The sequence below is a fragment of the Streptomyces sp. NPDC085481 genome, assembly GCF_044541845.1.
Lineage (GTDB): Bacteria > Actinomycetota > Actinomycetes > Streptomycetales > Streptomycetaceae > Streptomyces.
Genome location: NZ_JBITTJ010000004.1, coordinates 403,675 through 421,309, shown reverse-complemented (window position 1 = coordinate 421,309; position 17,635 = coordinate 403,675). Strand labels below are relative to the sequence as shown.

The 17,635-nt window shown below is 73.2% G+C and carries 18 protein-coding genes and 2 tRNA genes; 7 read left to right on the top strand and 13 right to left on the bottom strand.

Annotation, left to right across the window (positions count from 1 at the left end):
• Positions 1 to 129: 129 nt before the first annotated feature.
• The 8 genes from def to ACIGEZ_RS12825 form a co-directional block, all read right to left on the bottom strand.
• Entirely contained in the window at positions 130 to 759 is a 630-nt protein-coding gene (gene def, locus ACIGEZ_RS12860) for a peptide deformylase (protein ID WP_399829600.1), read from the bottom strand.
• A 67-nt stretch (positions 760 to 826) separates the two neighbouring features.
• The gene (locus ACIGEZ_RS12855) at positions 827 to 1,807 is read right to left on the bottom strand and encodes a tetratricopeptide repeat domain-containing protein (RefSeq protein WP_046907347.1); all 981 of its coding nucleotides are present in this window, start codon (positions 1,805 to 1,807) and stop codon (positions 827 to 829) included.
• 79 nt (positions 1,808 to 1,886) lie between these two features.
• Positions 1,887 to 3,161, bottom strand: coding sequence for an HD-GYP domain-containing protein (locus tag ACIGEZ_RS12850; protein WP_399829597.1), 1,275 nt, complete (start codon positions 3,159 to 3,161; stop codon positions 1,887 to 1,889).
• The gene (locus ACIGEZ_RS12845) at positions 3,158 to 4,603 is read right to left on the bottom strand and encodes an HD-GYP domain-containing protein (protein ID WP_399829651.1); all 1,446 of its coding nucleotides are present in this window, start codon (positions 4,601 to 4,603) and stop codon (positions 3,158 to 3,160) included. The genes ACIGEZ_RS12850 and ACIGEZ_RS12845 overlap by 4 nt, the downstream gene beginning before the upstream one ends.
• A 151-nt stretch (positions 4,604 to 4,754) precedes the next feature.
• On the bottom strand, positions 4,755 to 5,060 hold the full coding sequence (gene rsrA / locus ACIGEZ_RS12840; RefSeq protein ID WP_399829594.1) for a mycothiol system anti-sigma-R factor: 306 nt from the start codon (positions 5,058 to 5,060) through the stop codon (positions 4,755 to 4,757).
• Positions 5,057 to 5,710: a sigma-70 family RNA polymerase sigma factor gene (locus tag ACIGEZ_RS12835; protein WP_046907349.1), complete on the bottom strand. Its 654-nt coding sequence runs from the start codon at positions 5,708 to 5,710 to the stop codon at positions 5,057 to 5,059. Before ACIGEZ_RS12835 ends, rsrA begins: the two co-directional genes overlap by 4 nt.
• Before the next feature lie 253 nt (positions 5,711 to 5,963).
• Complete coding sequence (locus tag ACIGEZ_RS12830; RefSeq protein ID WP_399829591.1) at positions 5,964 to 6,596, bottom strand: alpha/beta family hydrolase; 633 nt, start codon at positions 6,594 to 6,596, stop codon at positions 5,964 to 5,966.
• 68 nt (positions 6,597 to 6,664) lie between these two features.
• Positions 6,665 to 7,480 carry an SOS response-associated peptidase gene (locus tag ACIGEZ_RS12825; protein WP_399829588.1) on the bottom strand — a complete coding sequence of 272 codons (816 nt, stop codon included), beginning with the start codon at positions 7,478 to 7,480 and terminating at the stop codon, positions 6,665 to 6,667.
• Between the two features lie 50 nt (positions 7,481 to 7,530).
• Between ACIGEZ_RS12825 and ACIGEZ_RS12820 the strand changes: the two genes are divergently transcribed.
• The 4 genes from ACIGEZ_RS12820 (at position 7,531) to ACIGEZ_RS12805 (ending at position 11,012) form a co-directional block, all read left to right on the top strand.
• Positions 7,531 to 8,220 (top strand): M50 family metallopeptidase, encoded by a 690-nt coding sequence (locus ACIGEZ_RS12820; RefSeq protein WP_399829586.1) that lies wholly within the window; start codon positions 7,531 to 7,533, stop codon positions 8,218 to 8,220.
• 31 nt (positions 8,221 to 8,251) lie between these two features.
• Positions 8,252 to 9,580 (top strand): 3-phosphoshikimate 1-carboxyvinyltransferase, encoded by a 1,329-nt coding sequence (gene aroA / locus ACIGEZ_RS12815; protein ID WP_399829583.1) that lies wholly within the window; start codon positions 8,252 to 8,254, stop codon positions 9,578 to 9,580.
• Between the two features lie 3 nt (positions 9,581 to 9,583).
• The gene (rsgA, locus tag ACIGEZ_RS12810; RefSeq protein ID WP_399829581.1) at positions 9,584 to 10,594 is read left to right on the top strand and encodes a ribosome small subunit-dependent GTPase A; all 1,011 of its coding nucleotides are present in this window, start codon (positions 9,584 to 9,586) and stop codon (positions 10,592 to 10,594) included.
• Between the two features lie 94 nt (positions 10,595 to 10,688).
• Positions 10,689 to 11,012 (top strand): DMT family transporter, encoded by a 324-nt coding sequence (locus tag ACIGEZ_RS12805; protein WP_399829579.1) that lies wholly within the window; start codon positions 10,689 to 10,691, stop codon positions 11,010 to 11,012.
• Here ACIGEZ_RS12805 and ACIGEZ_RS12800 read toward each other — a convergent pair.
• Complete coding sequence (locus tag ACIGEZ_RS12800) at positions 10,904 to 11,557, bottom strand: TetR/AcrR family transcriptional regulator (RefSeq protein WP_399829577.1); 654 nt, start codon at positions 11,555 to 11,557, stop codon at positions 10,904 to 10,906. The two genes, ACIGEZ_RS12805 and ACIGEZ_RS12800, sit on opposite strands and share 109 nt — an antisense overlap.
• 106 nt (positions 11,558 to 11,663) lie before the next feature.
• Between ACIGEZ_RS12800 and hisN the strand changes: the two genes are divergently transcribed.
• Both hisN and ACIGEZ_RS12790 read left to right on the top strand, forming a co-directional pair.
• The gene (gene hisN / locus ACIGEZ_RS12795) at positions 11,664 to 12,458 is read left to right on the top strand and encodes a histidinol-phosphatase (protein WP_399829574.1); all 795 of its coding nucleotides are present in this window, start codon (positions 11,664 to 11,666) and stop codon (positions 12,456 to 12,458) included.
• Between the two features lie 106 nt (positions 12,459 to 12,564).
• Entirely contained in the window at positions 12,565 to 12,951 is a 387-nt protein-coding gene (locus tag ACIGEZ_RS12790) for a cyclic nucleotide-binding/CBS domain-containing protein (protein WP_399829571.1), read from the top strand.
• Positions 12,952 to 13,064: 113 nt separating this feature from the next.
• Here ACIGEZ_RS12790 and ACIGEZ_RS12785 read toward each other — a convergent pair whose 3' ends face one another.
• On the bottom strand, positions 13,065 to 14,516 hold the full coding sequence (locus ACIGEZ_RS12785) for a catalase (protein WP_399829569.1): 1,452 nt from the start codon (positions 14,514 to 14,516) through the stop codon (positions 13,065 to 13,067).
• Between the two features lie 149 nt (positions 14,517 to 14,665).
• Here ACIGEZ_RS12785 and ACIGEZ_RS12780 point away from each other — a divergent pair, with 149 nt between their 5' ends.
• Positions 14,666 to 15,085, top strand: a complete 420-nt coding sequence (locus tag ACIGEZ_RS12780) for a Fur family transcriptional regulator (protein ID WP_399829566.1) — start codon at positions 14,666 to 14,668, stop codon at positions 15,083 to 15,085.
• 169 nt (positions 15,086 to 15,254) lie between these two features.
• On the opposite strand, the gene ACIGEZ_RS12775 is transcribed toward ACIGEZ_RS12780, so the two are convergent.
• The 3 genes from ACIGEZ_RS12775 to ACIGEZ_RS12765 all read right to left on the bottom strand — a co-directional run bounded on the left by ACIGEZ_RS12775 (position 15,255) and on the right by ACIGEZ_RS12765 (position 17,635).
• A tRNA-Met gene (locus tag ACIGEZ_RS12775) sits at positions 15,255 to 15,328 on the bottom strand.
• Between the two features lie 46 nt (positions 15,329 to 15,374).
• Positions 15,375 to 17,357, bottom strand: coding sequence for a tetratricopeptide repeat protein (locus ACIGEZ_RS12770; protein WP_399829563.1), 1,983 nt, complete (start codon positions 17,355 to 17,357; stop codon positions 15,375 to 15,377).
• Between the two features lie 204 nt (positions 17,358 to 17,561).
• A tRNA-Met gene (locus ACIGEZ_RS12765) sits at positions 17,562 to 17,635 on the bottom strand.

Below are 17,635 nucleotides of genomic sequence, written 5' to 3'. Positions count from 1 at the left end.
AACGCTCGGCTGGGAAACCCCAGCCGAGCGCCTGCATAAACTGCTCACGGCTTGATCAACACAACCGTGTGTTGCAACGACCGCTAGAAACCGCCGATGCCGAGCGGGCCCCTTCCTCGTACCGGAAGATCAGTCGTTCGGGACGACCTCGTAGCGCGGGGTGCCCTCGGCCATCTGGCGCAGGGCCTCCTTGCGGTCACGCTTGGACAGCTTGTCGATGTACAGGAAGCCGTACAGGTGGTCCGTCTCGTGCTGCAGGCAGCGGGCGAAGTAGCCGGTGCCGCGCACCTTGATCGGGTTGCCGTGCCGGTCCTGGCCGTGCACCTCGGCGTAGTCCGGGCGGGCCAGCTCGGCGTACGCGGTCGGCACCGACAGGCAGCCCTCGTTGGAGTCGTCGAGGTGGCGGCGGTCGGCCGGCAGGTCCTGGAGGACCGGGTTGACGACGTGGCCGACGTGCCGGACGCCCTCGTCGTCCATGCAGTCGTAGACGAAGACCTTCAGGTCGACGCCGATCTGGTTGGCGGCGAGGCCGACGCCCTCCGCGGTCTTCTGGCTGGCGAACATGTCGTCGATGAGCGCCGCGAGCTCGTCGCCGAACTCCGTGACGTCCTTGCACTCGCGGTGGAGCACGGGGTTGCCGACGACCGTGATCGGACGCGACGTGCCCCGCTCGCGGTGGGCGAGCTCGCGCGCCTCGCAGTCCTCCGTGTCCACGAGGAAGCCCTCGTTGATCTGCTCGTCCGTCTCCTGCTGCGCCATGTCCGGCCGCGCCTTCCTGAAAACCCGATTCCGTCGGAGGACAGCCTACGGGCCCGGCGGCGTGTGATCAGCAGACCTCTTCGAGATCACGCCACTCGCGGCTGTCCGGGCTGTCCGCCACCCACCCGTCGAGCAGCCCGCGGACCAGGCCCGCGGGGGCCGCGATGCCGCACTCCCGCTCGGGGACCCACAGCTCGCCGGGCGAGCGGTGGCCGAGCGGGCCCGGGTGGCCGGGCTCGCTGTGATCGTGCGGGTCCAGGTGCTCGCCCTCGCCCTCGGCGCTGGGCATCGTCGACTCCGAGCAGGCACGGCAGAGCAGCCGTACGGACGAGGACCAGTCCTCGGCGGCGAAGCCCGCGTCGGCGGCGAGCTGCTCCAGGGCGTCCCGGTCGGCCTCGGTGGCGGCCTCCAGGAGGACCACCCAGGTGGGCACGGGCGAGGGCGCCCACAGTTCGATCTCGTCGAAGACGGGGTACGAGGGGCCCGCGCTGGTGGTCCGCTCGCCGTTCGGCACGCCGTCGTGCAGGACGACCTCGCCCCAGCGGCGCCCGGAGGACGGCAGCGGGATGGAGAGCACCTCGATCCGGGCGGGGTCGAGCCGGCGGCCCCACACGACCTCCGCCTCGCCCTCCGGGGAGAGCCGGACGGCCGCGCTGCCCAGTTCCATCCCGGCCGGCTCACCGGTGCCGGCGGCGGCTCCGGGGACCTTGAGCCCGTACGCCTGCCAGGCACGGCGGGCCAGCGGCCAGTCCTGCAGCGCGGTGGCCGCGATGCCGACGTTCCACCAGTCGGGGGCGCCGGTCTCCTTGTCGAGCAGGGCGACGGCGCGCAGCCCGGCGGCCCGGGCCTGCTCCCAGTCGTGCCGGAACTTGTGCAGCAGCGCGAGGTTGAACCAGGACTCCGAGAGCCAGGGCTCCAGGTCCGCCGCGCGCGTGAGCAGCGCGCCCGCGTCCTCGTACCGGCCGTCGCCGATCAGCGTGAACGCGCGGTCGGTGGCCTGCCGCCACGAGGCGGAGGGCCGATGCCGTACCTTCCCGAAGATCCTCACGATTCCCGCCTGCCGGTCGCTTCACCCTCTTGTTCGCATCCAACCATGCCCGGTCGGACACGCGCTCATTACCCATGGGTTACCCCGGTGGGACTGGGGCGATGCCCCTCTTGACGCCCCCGCGCGCAAGGACCCTGGCCAGGGATTCGACGACCTCGGGGTGGTAGTCGCGGGCGGTGCCGAGCCGGAGCCGTTCCAGGGCGCCGAGGCCGCCGCCGGCGCTGGTGGCGGCGAGGTCGTCGTAGGCGTTGACGGTCCGCACGATCCGGGCCGGCAGCGGCTGCTCCCGGTAGGGGTCGGCCTGCCGCTCGACGACCACGGCCACGGCCGCCGGGACCCCGGTCTGGCGGACCACGGCGCCCCCGAGCAGGGCGATCCTGCGCTGCTCCTCGGCGGGCAGGAGGGCGGTGGCGCCGCCCTCGACGGGGTCGACGAGCGAGAGCTGTCCGATGTCGTGCATGAGCGCCGCGTATTCGAGGACGGTCAGCTCGGAGCCGGACAGGCCCAGCTCCCGGCCCACGGCCCGGCTGAGCGCGGCGACCCGGCGGGCGTGGCCCTGCGGGGTGCAGCCGGCGATCTCGGTGGCGCGGGCCAGGGAGGCGATGGTCTGCCGGTTGGTGGTGCGCACGGCCGCGTACCGGCGGAAGGAGACCTGCGTGAGCAGCAGCGGTACGGCGAAGACGGGCAGCGCCCACAGGCCCGCGACGGCCACGCCCAGGGCCATCACGGTGCCGGTGGCGCAGACGGCGGAGCCGATGCCGAGCAGGGCGCGCAGCTCGTCGCGGAGCAGCGGGCCGTAGGGGTGGCCGGTGCGGGCGCGGTGCAGCAGGGCGCCGAGGACGGCGTCGCACAGGGCGGTCAGCAGGAGCAGCAGGAGCAGGAAGAGGGCGTAGGACGGGCCGTGGCCGAGGCGGGCGGTGAGGGTGCCCGCGTTGTAGAGGGGCTGGAAGCACAGGGCGGCGAAGCCGACGGTGAGGATGCGGCGGGCCAGGTGGTCGGGGTCGGGCCCGCGGCCGCGGGCCACGTGGGGGACGACCCCGGCGAGCCCGCCGGCGACGACGACGGCGACGGTCTGCAGGACGCCGTGGGTGGTGGTGTGACCGGCGTTCTCGCCGAGCAGGGCGTAGGCGAGGGCTCCGGCGGCGGCGAGCGGGGCGGGCTCACGCTCGCCCGGCTGGGCGCCCCAGCGGGCGAGCTCGCCGAGGACGATGAGGGCGCCGAAGGCGAGGGCGACCGCGGGTTCCTCGACGCCGAGCCAGAGGGTGGCGCCGAATCCGCCCAGGGTGAGCAGGAGGGCGGCGCCGTGGACGGCGCCGACGGTGACGCCGCCGACGGTGACCCGGTCGGCGCTCACGCGTGCTCCCTGCGCGGGGTGGGCTCGGTGGCCGTGGTGGCCTCCGGCGCCGCGGTGGGCTCGGGGGCCGGCGCGGCCTCGGGCCCGGGCGCCGGCGGCGGGGTGCGGGGCGCGGGCAACGGCGGGGTGTTCGTCTCGTCCGCCGTGACCTCGGTCTGCCAGCCGTGCCGGTCGAGCGCGCGGGCGAGCGCGTCGACCATGCGCGGGTCGAAGTGGCTGCCCGCGCACCGCTGGAGCTCGGCGAGGGCGGTCGCCACGGGGCGGGCCCGGCTGTAGGAGCGGGTGGAGGTCATGGCGTCGAAGGCGTCCGCGACGGCGACCACCCGCGCGTACTCGGGGATCCGGTGGCCCTTGAGCCCGTACGGGTAGCCGCTGCCGTCCATGCGTTCGTGGTGGTGCAGGATCGCGGTGCGGGCCTCGCCGAGGAAGCCGATGCCGCGGACCATCTCGTGCCCGTACTCGGGGTGCAGCTCGATGATCCGGCGCTCCTCGGGGGTCAGCGGCCCGTCCTTGCGCAGCACCCGGGTCGGTACGCCCAGCTTGCCCACGTCGTGCAGGATGCCGGCGAACCGTACGACCTCCAGGCGGGGCTCGGCGATGCCCAGCTCACGGGCGATCAGGACGGAGGCGTGGCCGACCCGTTCGCTGTGGCCGCGGGTGTAGCGGTCCTTGATGTCGACGGCCTGCACGAGGGCCCGGATGGTGGCCTGGTGGGCGGCGCGCTCCCGGTGGTACTGGGCGAAGACCCAGCAGGAGATGTACATGGGCAGCAGGACGAAGAGCGCGGCGACCGGCCCGTACGGGCTGCGCCACAGCACGGCCATCATCAGTCCGGCGAGCCCGTGCACGGCGTGCGGGGCGAGCGCCCGGCCGAGCAGTCCGCGCCAGGCGGTGCGCGGCGGGAGCTGTTCGGCGGTGGCCCGGATGCCGCCGTCGAGGGCGGTGAGGGTCAGGCAGAGGGCGAGCGCGGCGGCGCCGGCCGGCAGCAGCGCGTACGGGAAGTCGGGGGCGTCGGGCCCGAGCCCGAGGACGGCGTGGCAGCGGAAGAGCTGGGCGGCGTGCGCGGCGGCCCAGACGGCGAGGGCCAGCTGGGCGGCCCGCCAGGCGCGGCGGACCCCGGCGGGCGGCTGCTCGACCCGGCCGAGAACGGCCCCCGGCACGGCGGTGAGCGCGGCGGCGGCCGGCGGCAGGAGCAGCGCGGCGGCGATCAGGACGGGGAAGAAGGAGCCCGCGCCCAGCGGGGCCGGGCCACCGAACACCCGGCCGACGAACCGGCAGCGGGCGGGCAGCTCGCACAGCGCGTAGAGGGCGGCGAGCAGCAGCACGCTCCGCCAGGGCGTGGCCGCGCCGGGGCGTAAGGCGGGCAGGGTGACCGCGGCGGCGGCGAGCAGGGCGCAGCCGATGTACGCCCGTGCCGTTCGCGGAATGACCTTGACGCCCATCACGCCTGTCACGCTAGCGAGTTGGCGCGGCCGCGACGGCCCGCCGGGGGCGATTCGCACCATCGGGTGATACAAGCCGATGGACACACCGGGGGCGGGAACGCCGAAGGGCCGGGCGAGGTCCGTCGCCCGGCCCTTCGGTACGGGGGTGCTACTGCTCCTGCGGCGCGGCCGCCGTGATGTCCTGCTCGGGCACCATGTGGCCGGTGCGGATCAGCTCGATCCGGCCCATGACCTTGGCGCGCAGGTCGACGGGCACGTCGTCACTGCCGCAGCAACGCTTGACGAGCTTCTTCACGGCCTGCTCGAGGCCGTACTTCTCCAGGCACGGGGAGCATTCCTCGAAGTGCACCTCGAACTTGGTGCAGTCCGTGTCGGGCATCTCGTGGTCGAGGAACTCGTAGAGATGGTCCAAGACCTCTGAGCAGTCCGTCTCGTGCGGATCTCCGCAGCTCATGAGCCCGAGCCTTTCAGATCGTGCGACTCTCCGGCGCCCGCGGGAACCAGCCCGCGGTCGCGAGCGTAGTCCTCGAGCATGCCGCGCAGCTGGCGGCGGCCCCGGTGCAGCCGGGACATCACCGTACCGATGGGTGTACCCATGATGTCCGCGATCTCCTTGTAGGCAAAGCCCTCTACATCGGCGAGATACACGGCGATGCGGAACTCCTCGGGGATCGCCTGCAGCGCTTCCTTCACGTCGGAGTCAGGCAGGTGGTCGAGGGCCTGCGACTCGGCGGACCTCAGACCGGTCGACATGTGCGACTCGGCGCGGGCGAGCTGCCAGTCCTCGATCTCCTCGGCAGCGGAGCGCTGGGGCTCGCGCTGCTTCTTGCGATACGAGTTGATGAAGGTGTTCGTGAGGATGCGGTACAGCCACGCCTTGAGGTTGGTGCCCTCACGGAACTGGTGGAAGGAGCCGTACGCCTTGGCATAGGTCTCCTGCACCAGGTCCTCCGCGTCCGCGGGGTTGCGCGTCATGCGCAGCGCGGCCGAGTACATCTGGTCGAGGTAGCCGAGGGCGTCCCGCTCGAAGCGCGCGTTGCGCTCCTCGGTCGTCTCCTCGGGGCCGTCGTCGGTCCCTGTGTCGGTCCCAGTGACCGGACCCACCTCCTCCAGCGCTGCGGCGAATCCGAACGCGGACCCGCTCGCTTCGGAGGATAGACGAGGAACCCCTCCGCCCGCCGCCCGAATAGGAGCGGCCTTGGGGCCGGGCAGGACTGTCCAGTCGAGGTCAGCGGCCTGCCGGCGCTCGGGGCAGATGGTCGAACCCATGCGACGGCTCCCTCTTTCTTTGCTCTTCACACACCGTTGTCCCTCACAACAGCGAGCCCGCGCTCGGCATTCCCGGCGCGGCCGCCGGTCACCGAAGTGACGTGAGCCACCCGGTGACTTCACGGACGATCGCCTCGACGGCCTCGTCCTGGGAGAGCGGGGCGCGCCGGGGTACGGCGAAGCCGTGGTCGCCGTACGGCACCTCCACGAGGGTGTACGGACCGTCCGGGAACTCGGCCGGCCTGCCGAAGGGGTCGTTGCCGCCCTGGACGACGAGGGTGGGGACGCCGGCGTCGAGGAGTTCCCCGGCCCGGGAGCTCTCGGGCCTGCCCGGCGGGTGCAGCGGGAAGCTCAGCGCGAGCACGGCGCTCGCGCCGAGCTCGCGGGCGGTGCGGCAGGCGACCCGCGCCCCGGCGCTGCGGCCGCCGGCGATCACCGGCAGGCCGGGCGCGGCGAGCGCGGGCCACAGGCCGCGCCAGCCGGTGTCGAGGGTCTTCGGCGCGGGGGCGACCTTCTTGCCGGCGACCCGCCAGGGCTGCTCGACGAGGGCCACGGTCACGCCCTCGGCGGGCAGCGCGGCGGCGAGTGCCTGGAGGTCGCGGGCCCCGATGCCGCCGCCGGCGCCGTGGCTCACGGCGAGCACGGTCCACGGCTTCCTCGCGGCGACCCAGGTGATCCGGGCGTCCCCGGCGTCGGTGGATACGATCTCGCTCTTCGTCACGTCCCCATCCTGCCCCGAAGGGGCGGGGGAACGGCGTCTCTTCGAGGTCTCTCCGGGAGGGCGTCGCCTCAGAACAGCGTCGCCTCCTCCGGGCCGTCCAGCTCCTTCAGCAGCTCGGGCCCGTTGTTGCGTACGTTGCTGACGGCGGTCGCCACCGGGTAGGCCCGCATCAGGCCCCCGGGCGGCGCGCCGAGCAGCGCACGCAGCTCCTCCGGGTCGGTGCGGGCCGGGTCGAGCCAGGCGTCCCAGCGGTCCGGGGTCAGCATCAGCGGCATCCGCGGGTGGATGTCGGCGAGCGAGTGCGGGCCCTCGGCGGGGGCCACGCCGAGCGGGCCGGTCTCCGCCTCGGTGGTGACCACGGAGCAGGTCACCCACCAGGCCTGCGGGTGGTCGTCGGGCAGGGTCCGGTCCCGCCAGAACTCGTAGAGACCGGCCATCGCGAAGACCGAGCCGTCGGCGGGGGCCACGAAGTACGGCTGCTTGCGCGGCCGCTTCTTCTTCCCCTCTACCTCGAGGTCGCGCTCGCCCGCCCCGGTCACCCACTCGTAATAGCCGTCGGCCGGCAGGATGCAGCGGCGGGCGGAGAAGGCCCGCTTGAAGGAGGGCTTCTCGTGCAGGGTCTCCGACCGGGCGTTGATCATCCGGGCCGCGCCCTCCGGGCTCTTCGCCCAGGACGGGACGAGCCCCCACTTCAGGGTGCGCAGCTGGCGAACCGGGCGGCGTGATTCCGCGTCTTTGAGGGGGCGCTCGAGTACCGCGTGGACCTCTTTGGTCGGGGCCACGTTCCAGTCGGGTTCGAGAGTCTCCTTCGGCTCCCACCTCTCGACCTCGAAGACGTCCACCAGGTCCTCGGGGCGCCTGCTCGCTGCATAACGTCCGCACATGAGTGCCACACTGCCACGGACCCGACCCCTACCGAGGAGCCGTCCAGGAAATGACCCTCGATCTTCTCGGCACCCAGCCCGCCCCCACGCAGTGGATCGTGATCGCCACCGCGGTCGCCGCGCTCGCCGCGGTCGTGCCCCGCTCCATATGGCGGCTGTCGCGCAACGCCGTCACCATCGCCCACGAGGGCGGCCACGGCCTGGTCGCGATCGCCACCCGCCGCCGGCTCCAGTCGATCCGGCTGCACTCGGACACCAGCGGGCTGACCGTCTCGCGCGGCCGCCCCACGGGCCTCGGCATGATCCTGACCGCCGCCGCCGGCTACACCGCCGCCCCGCTGCTCGGCCTCGGCGGGGCCGCGCTCCTCGCCGGACACCGGGTGACGCTGCTGCTGTGGCTGGCAACGGCGCTGCTCGTGGCGCTGCTGGTGATGGTCCGCAACGCGTACGGGATCTTCATCGTGCTGCTCACCGGCGCCCTGTTCCTCCTGGTGTCCTGGCTGACCGGCCCCGACGTCCAGTCCGCGTTCGCGTACGCGGTGGTCTGGTTCCTGCTCGTCGGCGGGGTGCGGCCGGCGTTCGAGCTCCAGGCGAAGCGGCGCCACGGCGGGGCCGGGGACTCCGACGCCGACCAGCTCGGGCGGCTCACCCATGTGCCGCCCACGCTGTGGCTGTTGTTCTTCCACGCGGTGTCGCTGTGCTGTCTGATCGGCGGCGGACGCTGGCTGCTCGGCGTGTAGCGGGCACCGTGTGCCCCCGTAAAGTGAGGGCATGACCGAAAGCTCCCCGCACACCGATCCGCTCACCGGCCTCTGGCCCGCCCCCTATGCGGGCGGTGCCGTCGACGCCACCGTCACCGTGCCCGGGTCCAAGTCGGTCACCAACCGCGCCCTCGTCCTCGCCTCGCTCGCCGCAGAGCCGGGCTGGCTGCGCCGGCCGCTGCGCTCGCGCGACACCCTGCTGATGGCGGAGGCCCTGCGCACCCTCGGCGTCAAGATCGAGGAGGGCGTGGGCCCGGACGGAACCGGCGAGGCCTGGCGGATCATCCCGTCCGGGCTGCGCGGCCCGGCGGCCGTGGACGTCGGCAACGCCGGTACGGTCATGCGCTTCCTGCCGCCGGTCGCGGCCCTGGCCGACGGTCCGGTCCGCTTCGACGGCGACCCGCGCTCCCACGAGCGCCCGCTGCACGGGGTCATCGACGCGCTGCGCGCGCTGGGCGCCCGGATCGACGACGAGGGGCGCGGCGCGCTGCCGATGACCGTGCACGGCGGCGCCGGCGTGGAGGGCGGTGTCGTGGAGATCGACGCCTCCTCGTCCTCCCAGTTCGTCAGCGCCCTGCTGCTCTCGGGCGCGCGCTTCAACCAGGGCGTGGAGGTACGGCACGTCGGCGACCGGCTGCCCTCGCTGCCCCACATCCGGATGACCGTCGACATGCTGCGGGCGGTCGGCGCCCAGGTCGACGAGCCGGAGCACGGCGGCCGCCCCGACGTGTGGCGGGTGGCACCGTCCGCGCTGCTCGGCCGCGACCTGGTCGTGGAGCCCGATCTGTCCAATGCCCAGCCGTTCCTGGCCGCGGCCCTGGTGACCGGCGGCCGGGTCACGGTGCCGGACTGGCCGGCCCGGACCACCCAGCCCGGTGACGCGCTGCGGGAGATCTTCACCGAGATGGGTGGCTCCTGCGAGCTGACCGAGCGGGGCCTGACCTTCACCGGCACCGGCCGGATCCACGGCATCGACGTGGACCTGGGCGAGGTCGGCGAGCTCACCCCGGGCATCGCGGCCGTGGCCGCCCTGGCCGACTCCCCCTCCACCCTGCGCGGCGTGGCCCATCTGCGACTCCACGAGACCGACCGCCTCGCTGCTCTGACCAAGGAGATCAACGGGCTCGGCGGCGACGTGACGGAGACCGAGGACGGGCTGCGCATCCGCCCGCGCCCGCTGCGCGGCGGCGTCTTCCACACGTACCACGACCACCGGATGGCGACCGCGGGCGCGATCATCGGCCTCGCCGTCGAGGGTGTCGAGATCGAGAACGTGGCGACGACCGAGAAGACCTTGCCCGACTTCCCGAGGATGTGGACCGAAATGCTCGGAGCCTGAGTCATGCGGCGTTACGGCAAGCACACCGACGAGGACGACATCCGCCAGCGGCCCAACCGCAAGGGCAACCGCCCCCGTACGACCATCCGCCCCAAGCACGAGGACGCCGTCGAGGGCATGGTCCTCACCGTCGACCGGGGCCGGCTGACCTGTCTGGTCGGCGACCGGATCGTGATGGCGATGAAGGCCCGGGAGCTGGGCCGCAAGGCCGCGGTCGTCGGCGACCGGGTCTCCCTGGTGGGCGATCTGTCGGGCGAGAAGGACACGCTGGCGCGGATCGTGCGGATCGGCGAGCGCAGCTCGGTGCTGCGGCGCACGGCCGACGACGACGACCCCTTCGAGCGGGTGGTCGTCGCCAACGCCGACCAGCTGGCGATCGTCACCGCGCTCGCCGACCCCGAGCCGCGCCCCCGGCTGATCGACCGCTGTCTGGTCGCGGCCTTCGACGGCGGGCTCGACCCCTTCCTGGTGATGACGAAGTCGGACCTGGCGCCGCCGGAGAAGATCCTCGAGCTGTACGGCGCGCTCGACATCCCGTACGTGGTGGTCAACCGTGAGGAGCTGTACGACGGCGGCGCGGCGGACCGGGTGCGGGAGTACCTGGGCGACCGGGTGACGGCGTTCGTGGGGCACTCGGGCGTGGGCAAGACGACGCTGGTGAACGCGCTGGTGCCGGAGGAGCGGCGGCGGATCACCGGCCATGTGAACGCGGTGACGGGCCGCGGCCGGCACACCACGACCTCGGCGCTCGCGCTGCCGCTGGACAAGTCGGACGGCTGGGTCATCGACACGCCGGGCGTGCGCTCCTTCGGTCTGCACCACGTCGACCCGTCCCGGGTCATCAACGCCTTCCCGGACCTGGAGCCGGGCACGGAGAACTGCCCGCGGGCCTGCTCCCACGACGAGCCGGACTGCGCCCTGGACGCGTGGGTCGAGGAGGGTCACGCCGACCCGGCCCGGCTGTACTCGCTGCGGCGGCTGCTCGCGACCCGGGAGCGACGCGAGGGCGACTGAGTCGCGCACGTTTGCGGGGGTGCCGGCTGTTGGTAAGTGCATAATCGCACCAAGTGCGACGAAGCAGTCACCGACGGCGTGGGAGGCACTGACGATGGCGTGGCTGCTGGTGGTGGTCGCCGGTCTCCTGGAGACGGGCTTCGCGGTCTGCCTGAAGCTCTCGCACGGTTTCACCCGCCTGTGGCCCACGGTCGCGTTCGCCTGCTTCGCGCTCGGCAGCTTCGGCCTGCTGACCGTTGCGCTGCGCAAGCTCGACGTGGGTCCGGCGTACGCGGTGTGGACCGGGATCGGCGCCGCGGGGACGGCGATCTACGGGATGATCTTCCTCGGCGACCTGGTGTCCACGCTCAAGATCGTCTCGATCACGCTGGTGATCGTCGGGGTCATCGGCCTCCAGCTGTCCGGGTCCTCCCACTGAGTCGCCACCCCCGCCGAGGCCACGACGTACGACAGGGCGAGCCGCAGCGCGAGCTCGCAGGAGTGCACGGCGGCCCCGGGCTCGGCCGTGAGTACCGCGGCCGCCCGGTCCCGGGCCTGCGCGAGCAGCTCCCCCGGTGACGGCACCCCGGCGTCGGCGCGCCGCTGCTCGGGTACGGCGGCGCTGCGGGACCCGGCGCGCGCGGGTCGCGGGACGGGCAGCCGCTCGCCCCAGGCGCCGGTGAGCAGGGCGCGCAGCACGGGCCGGGCGGCGGCCGCGGCGACCGTCCACTCGGCGACGGCGACCAGACGGCGGGCGGGCGGCCCCGGTTCGGCGAGCGCGGCCTCGACACCCCGCAGGTACCCGTCGGCCTCGCGCCGCACCAGGGCCCGCGCGAGGCCCTCCTTGCTGCCGAACTCGTTGTAGAGGGTCTGCCGGGAGACCCGGGCGGCGGCGGCCACGTCGACCATCCGCACCGCGGACCAGGGCAGCGCGCCGAGGGCCGCGAGGGCCGCGTCGAGCAGGGTCTCTCGGGCAGTCGGCATCCTCGCCTCCCAGCCGGGTCGGTTCTGCGCTCAGCGTTGACGGGCGGCCACGCACTGTCAAGGGCCGCCGCAGGCCGATCCCTGTCCGGGGGATAGAGTTTCGACCATGGCCGATTACCACGACGATCTGCGTCTGGCCCATGTCCTCGCGGATGCCGCGGACGCGGCCACGATGGACCGGTTCCAGGCGCTCGACCTCAAGGTCGAGACCAAGCCCGACATGACCCCGGTGAGCGAGGCCGACAAGGCCGCAGAGGAGCTGATCCGCGGGCAGTTGAAGCGCGCCAGGCCGCGTGACGCGATCCTCGGCGAGGAGTACGGCGTCGAGGGCACCGGCCCGCGCCGCTGGGTGATCGACCCGATCGACGGCACCAAGAACTACGTGCGCGGGGTGCCCGTGTGGGCGACCCTGATCGCGCTGATGGAGGCCGGGGAGACCGGCTTCCAGCCGGTGGTGGGCGTGGTATCGGCGCCCGCGCTCGGCCGCCGCTGGTGGGCCGCGAAGGGGCTCGGCGCGTACACGGGCCGCAGCCTGGCCTCGGCGACCCGGCTCGGGGTGTCGAAGGTCGGCCGCCTGGAGGACGCCTCGTTCGCGTACTCCAGCATCGGCGGCTGGGAGGAGCGCGGCCGGCTCGACGGCTTCCTCGACCTCACCCGCGCGTGCTGGCGGAACCGGGCGTACGGCGACTTCTGGCCGTACATGATGGTCGCCGAGGGCTCGGTCGACATGTGCGCGGAGCCGGAACTGTCGCTGTGGGACATGGCGGCCACCGCGATCGTGGTCCAGGAGGCGGGCGGCACCTTCACCGGCCTCGACGGGCGGCACGGCCCGCACAGCGGGAACGCGGTCGCGTCGAACGGGCTGCTGCACGGGGAACTGCTGAGCTACCTCGGCGGCTGAACGCGCCGCGCGCGCCCTCTTGTTGGGCGCCTCGACCGGTGTCACTCTGAGACTCCCCCCACTTGTGAACTTGTGAAAGAGTTCTCGAACAGGAGGTGGTCCCTCCATGCTCGTCCGTGACGCCATGAGCACGATGGTCCTCACCATCGGCCCGGCCCATACCCTCCGCCAGGCAGCCCGGTTGATGTCCGCGCGGCGCGTCGGCGCGGCCGTCGTCCTCGACACCGACACCAGCGGGCTCGGGATCCTCACCGAGCGCGACATCCTCAACGCGATCGGCGCGGACCGCAATCCCGACCTCGAGACCGCCGACGCCCACACCACCAAGGACATCGTCTTCGCCGCCCCCACCTGGACCCTGGCGGAGGCCGCGGAGGCGATGACCCGCGGCGGCTTCCGTCATCTCGTGGTCCTGGACGACCACGGGCCGGTCGGCATCGTCTCGGTGCGCGACATCATCCGCTGCTGGACACCGGCCCACCTCGGCGTCTGAGCCGGCCCGCCTCGGCGCCTGACGGCTGGTGCGCGTCCGGCGGCACGCGAGAGGGCCGGACTCCCCGTACGGATACGGGAGGTCCGGCCCTCTTCTACCTACGGCAGGCGCCCTCAGCCACGCAGGGCCTGGACCGCGGCGTCGAGCCGCTTGCCGAAGTCGTCGTCCGCCTTGCGGAAGTTGTCGATCGCGCGCTCGACGATGTCGTCGCGGGAGACCTTGGCGATGAAGCCGGCCAGGTTCTCGACGAGCCGGCCCTTCTCGTCCTCGGACATCAGGCGGTAGAGGTCGCCCGCCTGGACGAAGTCGTCGTCCTCGGCGTGCGAGGGGGCGGCGTGGTCGCCGGTGACGCCGGTGACCGGGAGCGGCTGCCACAGCGGGCGGCCGGTCTGCTGCGGGCCGCCGAAGCTGTTCGGCTCGTAGTTCTTGGCGCCGCCGTGCCGGCCGTCGTAGAGGAAGCCGTCACGGGAGTGGGTGCGCGCCTCGGTGGCGTGCGGGCGGTTCACCGGCAGGTGGTCGGCGTTGATGCCGACGCGGTAGCGGTGGGCGTCGCCGTAGGCGAAGAGCCGGCCCTGGAGCATCTTGTCCGGGGACGGGCCGATGCCGGGCACGAAGTGCGCGGGCGAGAAGATGCTCTGTTCGACCTCGGCGAAGACGTTCTGCGGGTTGCGGTTGAGCTCCAGCCTGCCGATCTCGATCGGCGGGTAGTCCGCGTGCGGCCACACCTTGGTGAGGTCGAACGGGTTGAAGCGGTAGGTCGCCGCGTCGGCCGCCGGCATGATCTGCACCTGCACGGTCCAGGTCGGGAAGTCGCCGCGCTCGATGGACTCGCGCAGGTCGCGCTGGTGGCTGTCGGGGTCCTCGCCGGCCAGCCGGTTGGCCTCGGCCTGGGTGAGGTTCTCGATCCCCTGGTCGGTCTTGAAGTGGTACTTGACCCAGAAGACCTCGCCGGCCTCGTTGTTCCACTGGTAGGTGTGCGAGCCGTAGCCGTTCATGTGGCGGTACGAGGCGGGGATGCCGCGGTCGCCGAACAGCCAGGTCACCTGGTGGGTGGCCTCGGGCGACAGGCTCCAGAAGTCCCAGACGTTGTCCGCCTCCTGGCTGCCCGTGTACGGGTCGCGCTTCTGGGTGTGGATGAAGTCGGGGAACTTGATGGCGTCCTTGATGAAGAACACGGGCGTGTTGTTGCCGACGAGGTCGTAGTTGCCCTCCTCGGTGTAGAACTTCAGCGCCCAGCCGCGCGGGTCGCGCACGGCGTCGGCCGCACCGAGGTTGCCGGCGACCGTGGAGAAGCGCAGGAACGTCTCGGTCTGCTTGCCGACCTCGGAGAGGAACGCGGCCCGGGTGTACGCGCTCACGTCGGCCGTCACCGTGAAGGTGCCGTACGCGCCCGCGCCGCGGGCGTGCACCACGCGCTCCGGAATGCGCTCACGGTTGAAGTGCGCGAGCTTCTCCAGGAGCAGCTGGTCCTGGACCAGGACCGGTCCGCCGACGCCCGCCGTCTCGCTGTTCTGGTTGTCCCCGACCGGCGCCCCGGCCTCGGTGGTGAGCGGTCCCTGCGTCACGTGCGCCTCCTGCTGCCATCGCTTCTGCGGCAAGCCCTGTCCTGGCCTTTGCCGTATTCGATCCTATGATAGACAATGTCTAAGTCAAGCTCACTTCCAAACTCACACCGGTTCGGGACACGGCTCCCCCGACTGTTAGGCTGACCCCCATGAGTGACCTGTTGGAACGACTGCGCGGTCGCGGCTGGCGGATGACCGCGCAGCGGCGTGTGGTGGCGGAGGTCCTCGACGGGGATCACGTGCATCTGACCGCCGACGAGGTCCACGCCCGCGCCGTGGGCAAGCTGCCCGAGATCTCCCGGGCGACCGTCTACAACACGCTGGGCGAGATGGTGACGCTCGGCGAGGTGATGGAGGTCGCCACGGACGGCCGCGCCAAGCGGTACGACCCGAACGCCCACCGCCCGCACCAGCACCTGGTGTGTGGCCGCTGCGGCGCGATCCGCGACGTCCACCCGGCCGGCGACCCGCTGGCCGACCTGCCGGACACGGAGCGCTTCGGCTTCACGATCTCGGACGTGGAGGTCACGTACCGGGGCATCTGCCCGAGCTGCGCGACGTCGGCCTGACGCTCTTCGACGCTTGTATGAGGGAAGCCCCCGCCGTCACCGGCGGGGGCTTTCTCGTACGCCGGCCTGCCCGCATCCGAGGCATCCGAGGCATCCGAGGCATCCGAGGCATCCTGGAACGACGAAGGCCCGGATCCGTTTTCCGGATCCGGGCCTTCGTGCTACTGAGTAGCGGGGACAGGATTTGAACCTGCGACCTCTGGGTTATGAGCCCAGCGAGCTACCGAGCTGCTCCACCCCGCGTCGGTGAACCCAACCTTACGGGACCGTTCGGAGCAGAGCAAATCCGTTAGGCGGTGAGCTCCTGGTGGAGCGCCTCGCTCAGCCGCGCCGCCCGCTCCGCCACCTCCGCGGGACCGAGCTCCACCGCTCGGGCGCACCAGCGGCGCCCCTCGGTGAGCTCGCCGCGCCGCGCCGCGAGCAGGGCGAGCCGGAGGGCCGCCCGGCCGTGGCCGGCCCGGGCGGCGCGCGTCCACCACAGCGCGGCCTCCCGCTCGCCGCCCTCGCGGGCGAGCAGCAGCCCCAGGTTGAAGGCGCCATTACGGCTGCCCGCCTCGGCGGCCTCCCGGTACCAGCGGGCGGCCTCCGCCACGTCGCCGCGACCGGCGGCGAGCATGCCCACCCGCACCTGGGCGCGGCGGTGGCCCTGCTCGGCGGCGCGCTCGTACCACTCCTCGCACTCGCTCTTCTCCTCGCGCGGCGCGCCGAGCACCGGCGGTCCCGGCGCGGGTCGACGCGCGTCGAGGACCGTGGCGAGGCGGAAGGCCGCCTCCGCGCTGCCACCGCCCGCCGCGCACCGCAGATGACGCTCGGCCGCCTGCTCGTCGCCGTCGCGCAGGGCGGCGATGCCGACCTGGAGGGCGGCCTCGGTGTGCCCCGCGGCGGCGGCCCGCTCGTACCAGGTCAGCGCCGTACGGTCGTCGTCGCGGCCCGCGTGCAGGATGCCGAGGTTGAAGGCGGCGTCCACGCTGCCGGCCTCGGCCGCCTTGGAGAACCAGGGCTCGGCGCCGCCCGCGTCGCCCGCCTGCAGCAGCAGGACGGCGAGCGCGTTGGCGGCCTCGCGGTGACCCGCGTAGGCGGCGCGGCGGTACCACTGCTCGGCCTGCGCGGTCCGCTCCTGGGCGGCGCAGAGCAGGCCGAGGTTGTACGCCCCGTTCACGTCGCCCGCGTCCATGGCGGCGCGGTACCAGCGCTCGGCGGTCTGCTGCTCGCCGCGGGCGGCGTGCAGCGCGCCGAGCGCGTTGGCGGCGTTGCCGTCGCCGTCCTGGGCGGCTCGCAGCCACCACACGGCGGCGCTCTCCTCGTCGCCCGCGTCGCGCAGCAGGAATCCGAGCGCGCAGGCGGCCTTGGCCTCTCCGTCCTTGGCGGAGGTCAGGTACCAGCGCCCGGCCTCCTTGAGCTCCCCGCGCTTCTCCAGGAGCGCGCCCAGGTGCAGCGCGGCCCGGCGGTGGCCACGCGCGGCGGCCTGCCGGAACCACTGCTCGGCCTCGGCGAGCCCCTTCGTGGGCGACGGATTCCCGGGCGGCACGGTGCCCTCGCCCGTACCGGCGGCGGCTTCGGCGGGCGCGGCGGTGCGCGGGCCCGTCGCGCCCGGGGCGCCTTCGGCCGCGGAGGTACGCAGGCCGGTGCCCGTGTCGTACGCGTGCGGGCCGCGGGCGGCCGGCTCGGTGGCCCGGCGCTCCAGGGCGAGGGCGAGCCGGTAGGCGGCCTCACGGTGGCCCTGCTCGGCGGCGGCGCGCAGCCAGCGCTCGGCGCCGACGTCGCTGCGGTGCTCCAGGAGGTCGGCGAGGGCGTACGCGCCGAGGGCGTGGCCCTGCTCGGCGGACTGGCGCAGCCAGTACTCGGCGGCCGGCTCGTCGCCGCGCTCGCGGTGGTGGCGGCCGAGCGCGTGCGCGGCCGGTGCGGAGCCCGCGACGGCGGCGACCCGCCACCAGCCGGCGGCCTCGTCGGGGTAGCCGCGCTGGTGCAGCAGCACGCCCAGGTTGTTGGCGGCGGCACGGTCGCCCTCGGCGGTGGCTCCGCGCAGATACGGCTCGGCGCCGTCCAGGTCGCCGCGGCGCAGCAGCAGTGCGCCGAGGACGCTCATCGCGGCGGCGTCGCCGTTCTCGGCGGCACGCCGGTGACCGGCCTCGGTCTCGTGGTCGGCGGTGGTGTCGAGGGCCGCATCGACGGCCCCCGCGGCCTCGATGATCTCGTCTGCGGCGTTCCTGGCATGCCGCTGCACAAACCGCCCTGTCTCCAACAGAGTTGCCCTGTCCCCCATAAATACCATCGTCGCACCACCCGCAACCCGCGTACACCTGGTATACCGCAGCCAGTGAGGTCACTTCAGCGTTTTGTCGACATGCCCACAGAGAGATAAGTCAAACACGTCTCACCCCAACTCGCCCCCTCCACAGCGCTCTTCGGGGCCCGCGTCGCGCTCCGGACATGACGAGGGCCCGAATCCACATGGATTCGGGCCCTCGTCATTCAGTAGCGGGGACAGGATTTGAACCTGCGACCTCTGGGTTATGAGCCCAGCGAGCTACCGAGCTGCTCCACCCCGCG

Coding starts and splice junctions, on each gene's coding strand:
- def (WP_399829600.1), bottom strand. CDS start 759: ATGGCGCAGCAGGAGACGGACGAGCAGATCAACGAGGGCTTCCTCGTG.
- ACIGEZ_RS12845 (WP_399829651.1), bottom strand. CDS start 4,603: ATGGGCGTCAAGGTCATTCCGCGAACGGCACGGGCGTACATCGGCTGC.
- rsrA (WP_399829594.1), bottom strand. CDS start 5,060: ATGAGCTGCGGAGATCCGCACGAGACGGACTGCTCAGAGGTCTTGGAC.
- ACIGEZ_RS12825 (WP_399829588.1), bottom strand. CDS start 7,480: ATGTGCGGACGTTATGCAGCGAGCAGGCGCCCCGAGGACCTGGTGGAC.
- ACIGEZ_RS12820 (WP_399829586.1), top strand. CDS start 7,531: ATGACCCTCGATCTTCTCGGCACCCAGCCCGCCCCCACGCAGTGGATC.
- aroA (WP_399829583.1), top strand. CDS start 8,252: ATGACCGAAAGCTCCCCGCACACCGATCCGCTCACCGGCCTCTGGCCC.
- rsgA (WP_399829581.1), top strand. CDS start 9,584: ATGCGGCGTTACGGCAAGCACACCGACGAGGACGACATCCGCCAGCGG.
- ACIGEZ_RS12805 (WP_399829579.1), top strand. CDS start 10,689: ATGGCGTGGCTGCTGGTGGTGGTCGCCGGTCTCCTGGAGACGGGCTTC.
- ACIGEZ_RS12800 (WP_399829577.1), bottom strand. CDS start 11,557: ATGCCGACTGCCCGAGAGACCCTGCTCGACGCGGCCCTCGCGGCCCTC.
- hisN (WP_399829574.1), top strand. CDS start 11,664: ATGGCCGATTACCACGACGATCTGCGTCTGGCCCATGTCCTCGCGGAT.
- ACIGEZ_RS12790 (WP_399829571.1), top strand. CDS start 12,565: ATGCTCGTCCGTGACGCCATGAGCACGATGGTCCTCACCATCGGCCCG.
- ACIGEZ_RS12780 (WP_399829566.1), top strand. CDS start 14,666: ATGAGTGACCTGTTGGAACGACTGCGCGGTCGCGGCTGGCGGATGACC.
- ACIGEZ_RS12770 (WP_399829563.1), bottom strand. CDS start 17,357: ATGGTATTTATGGGGGACAGGGCAACTCTGTTGGAGACAGGGCGGTTT.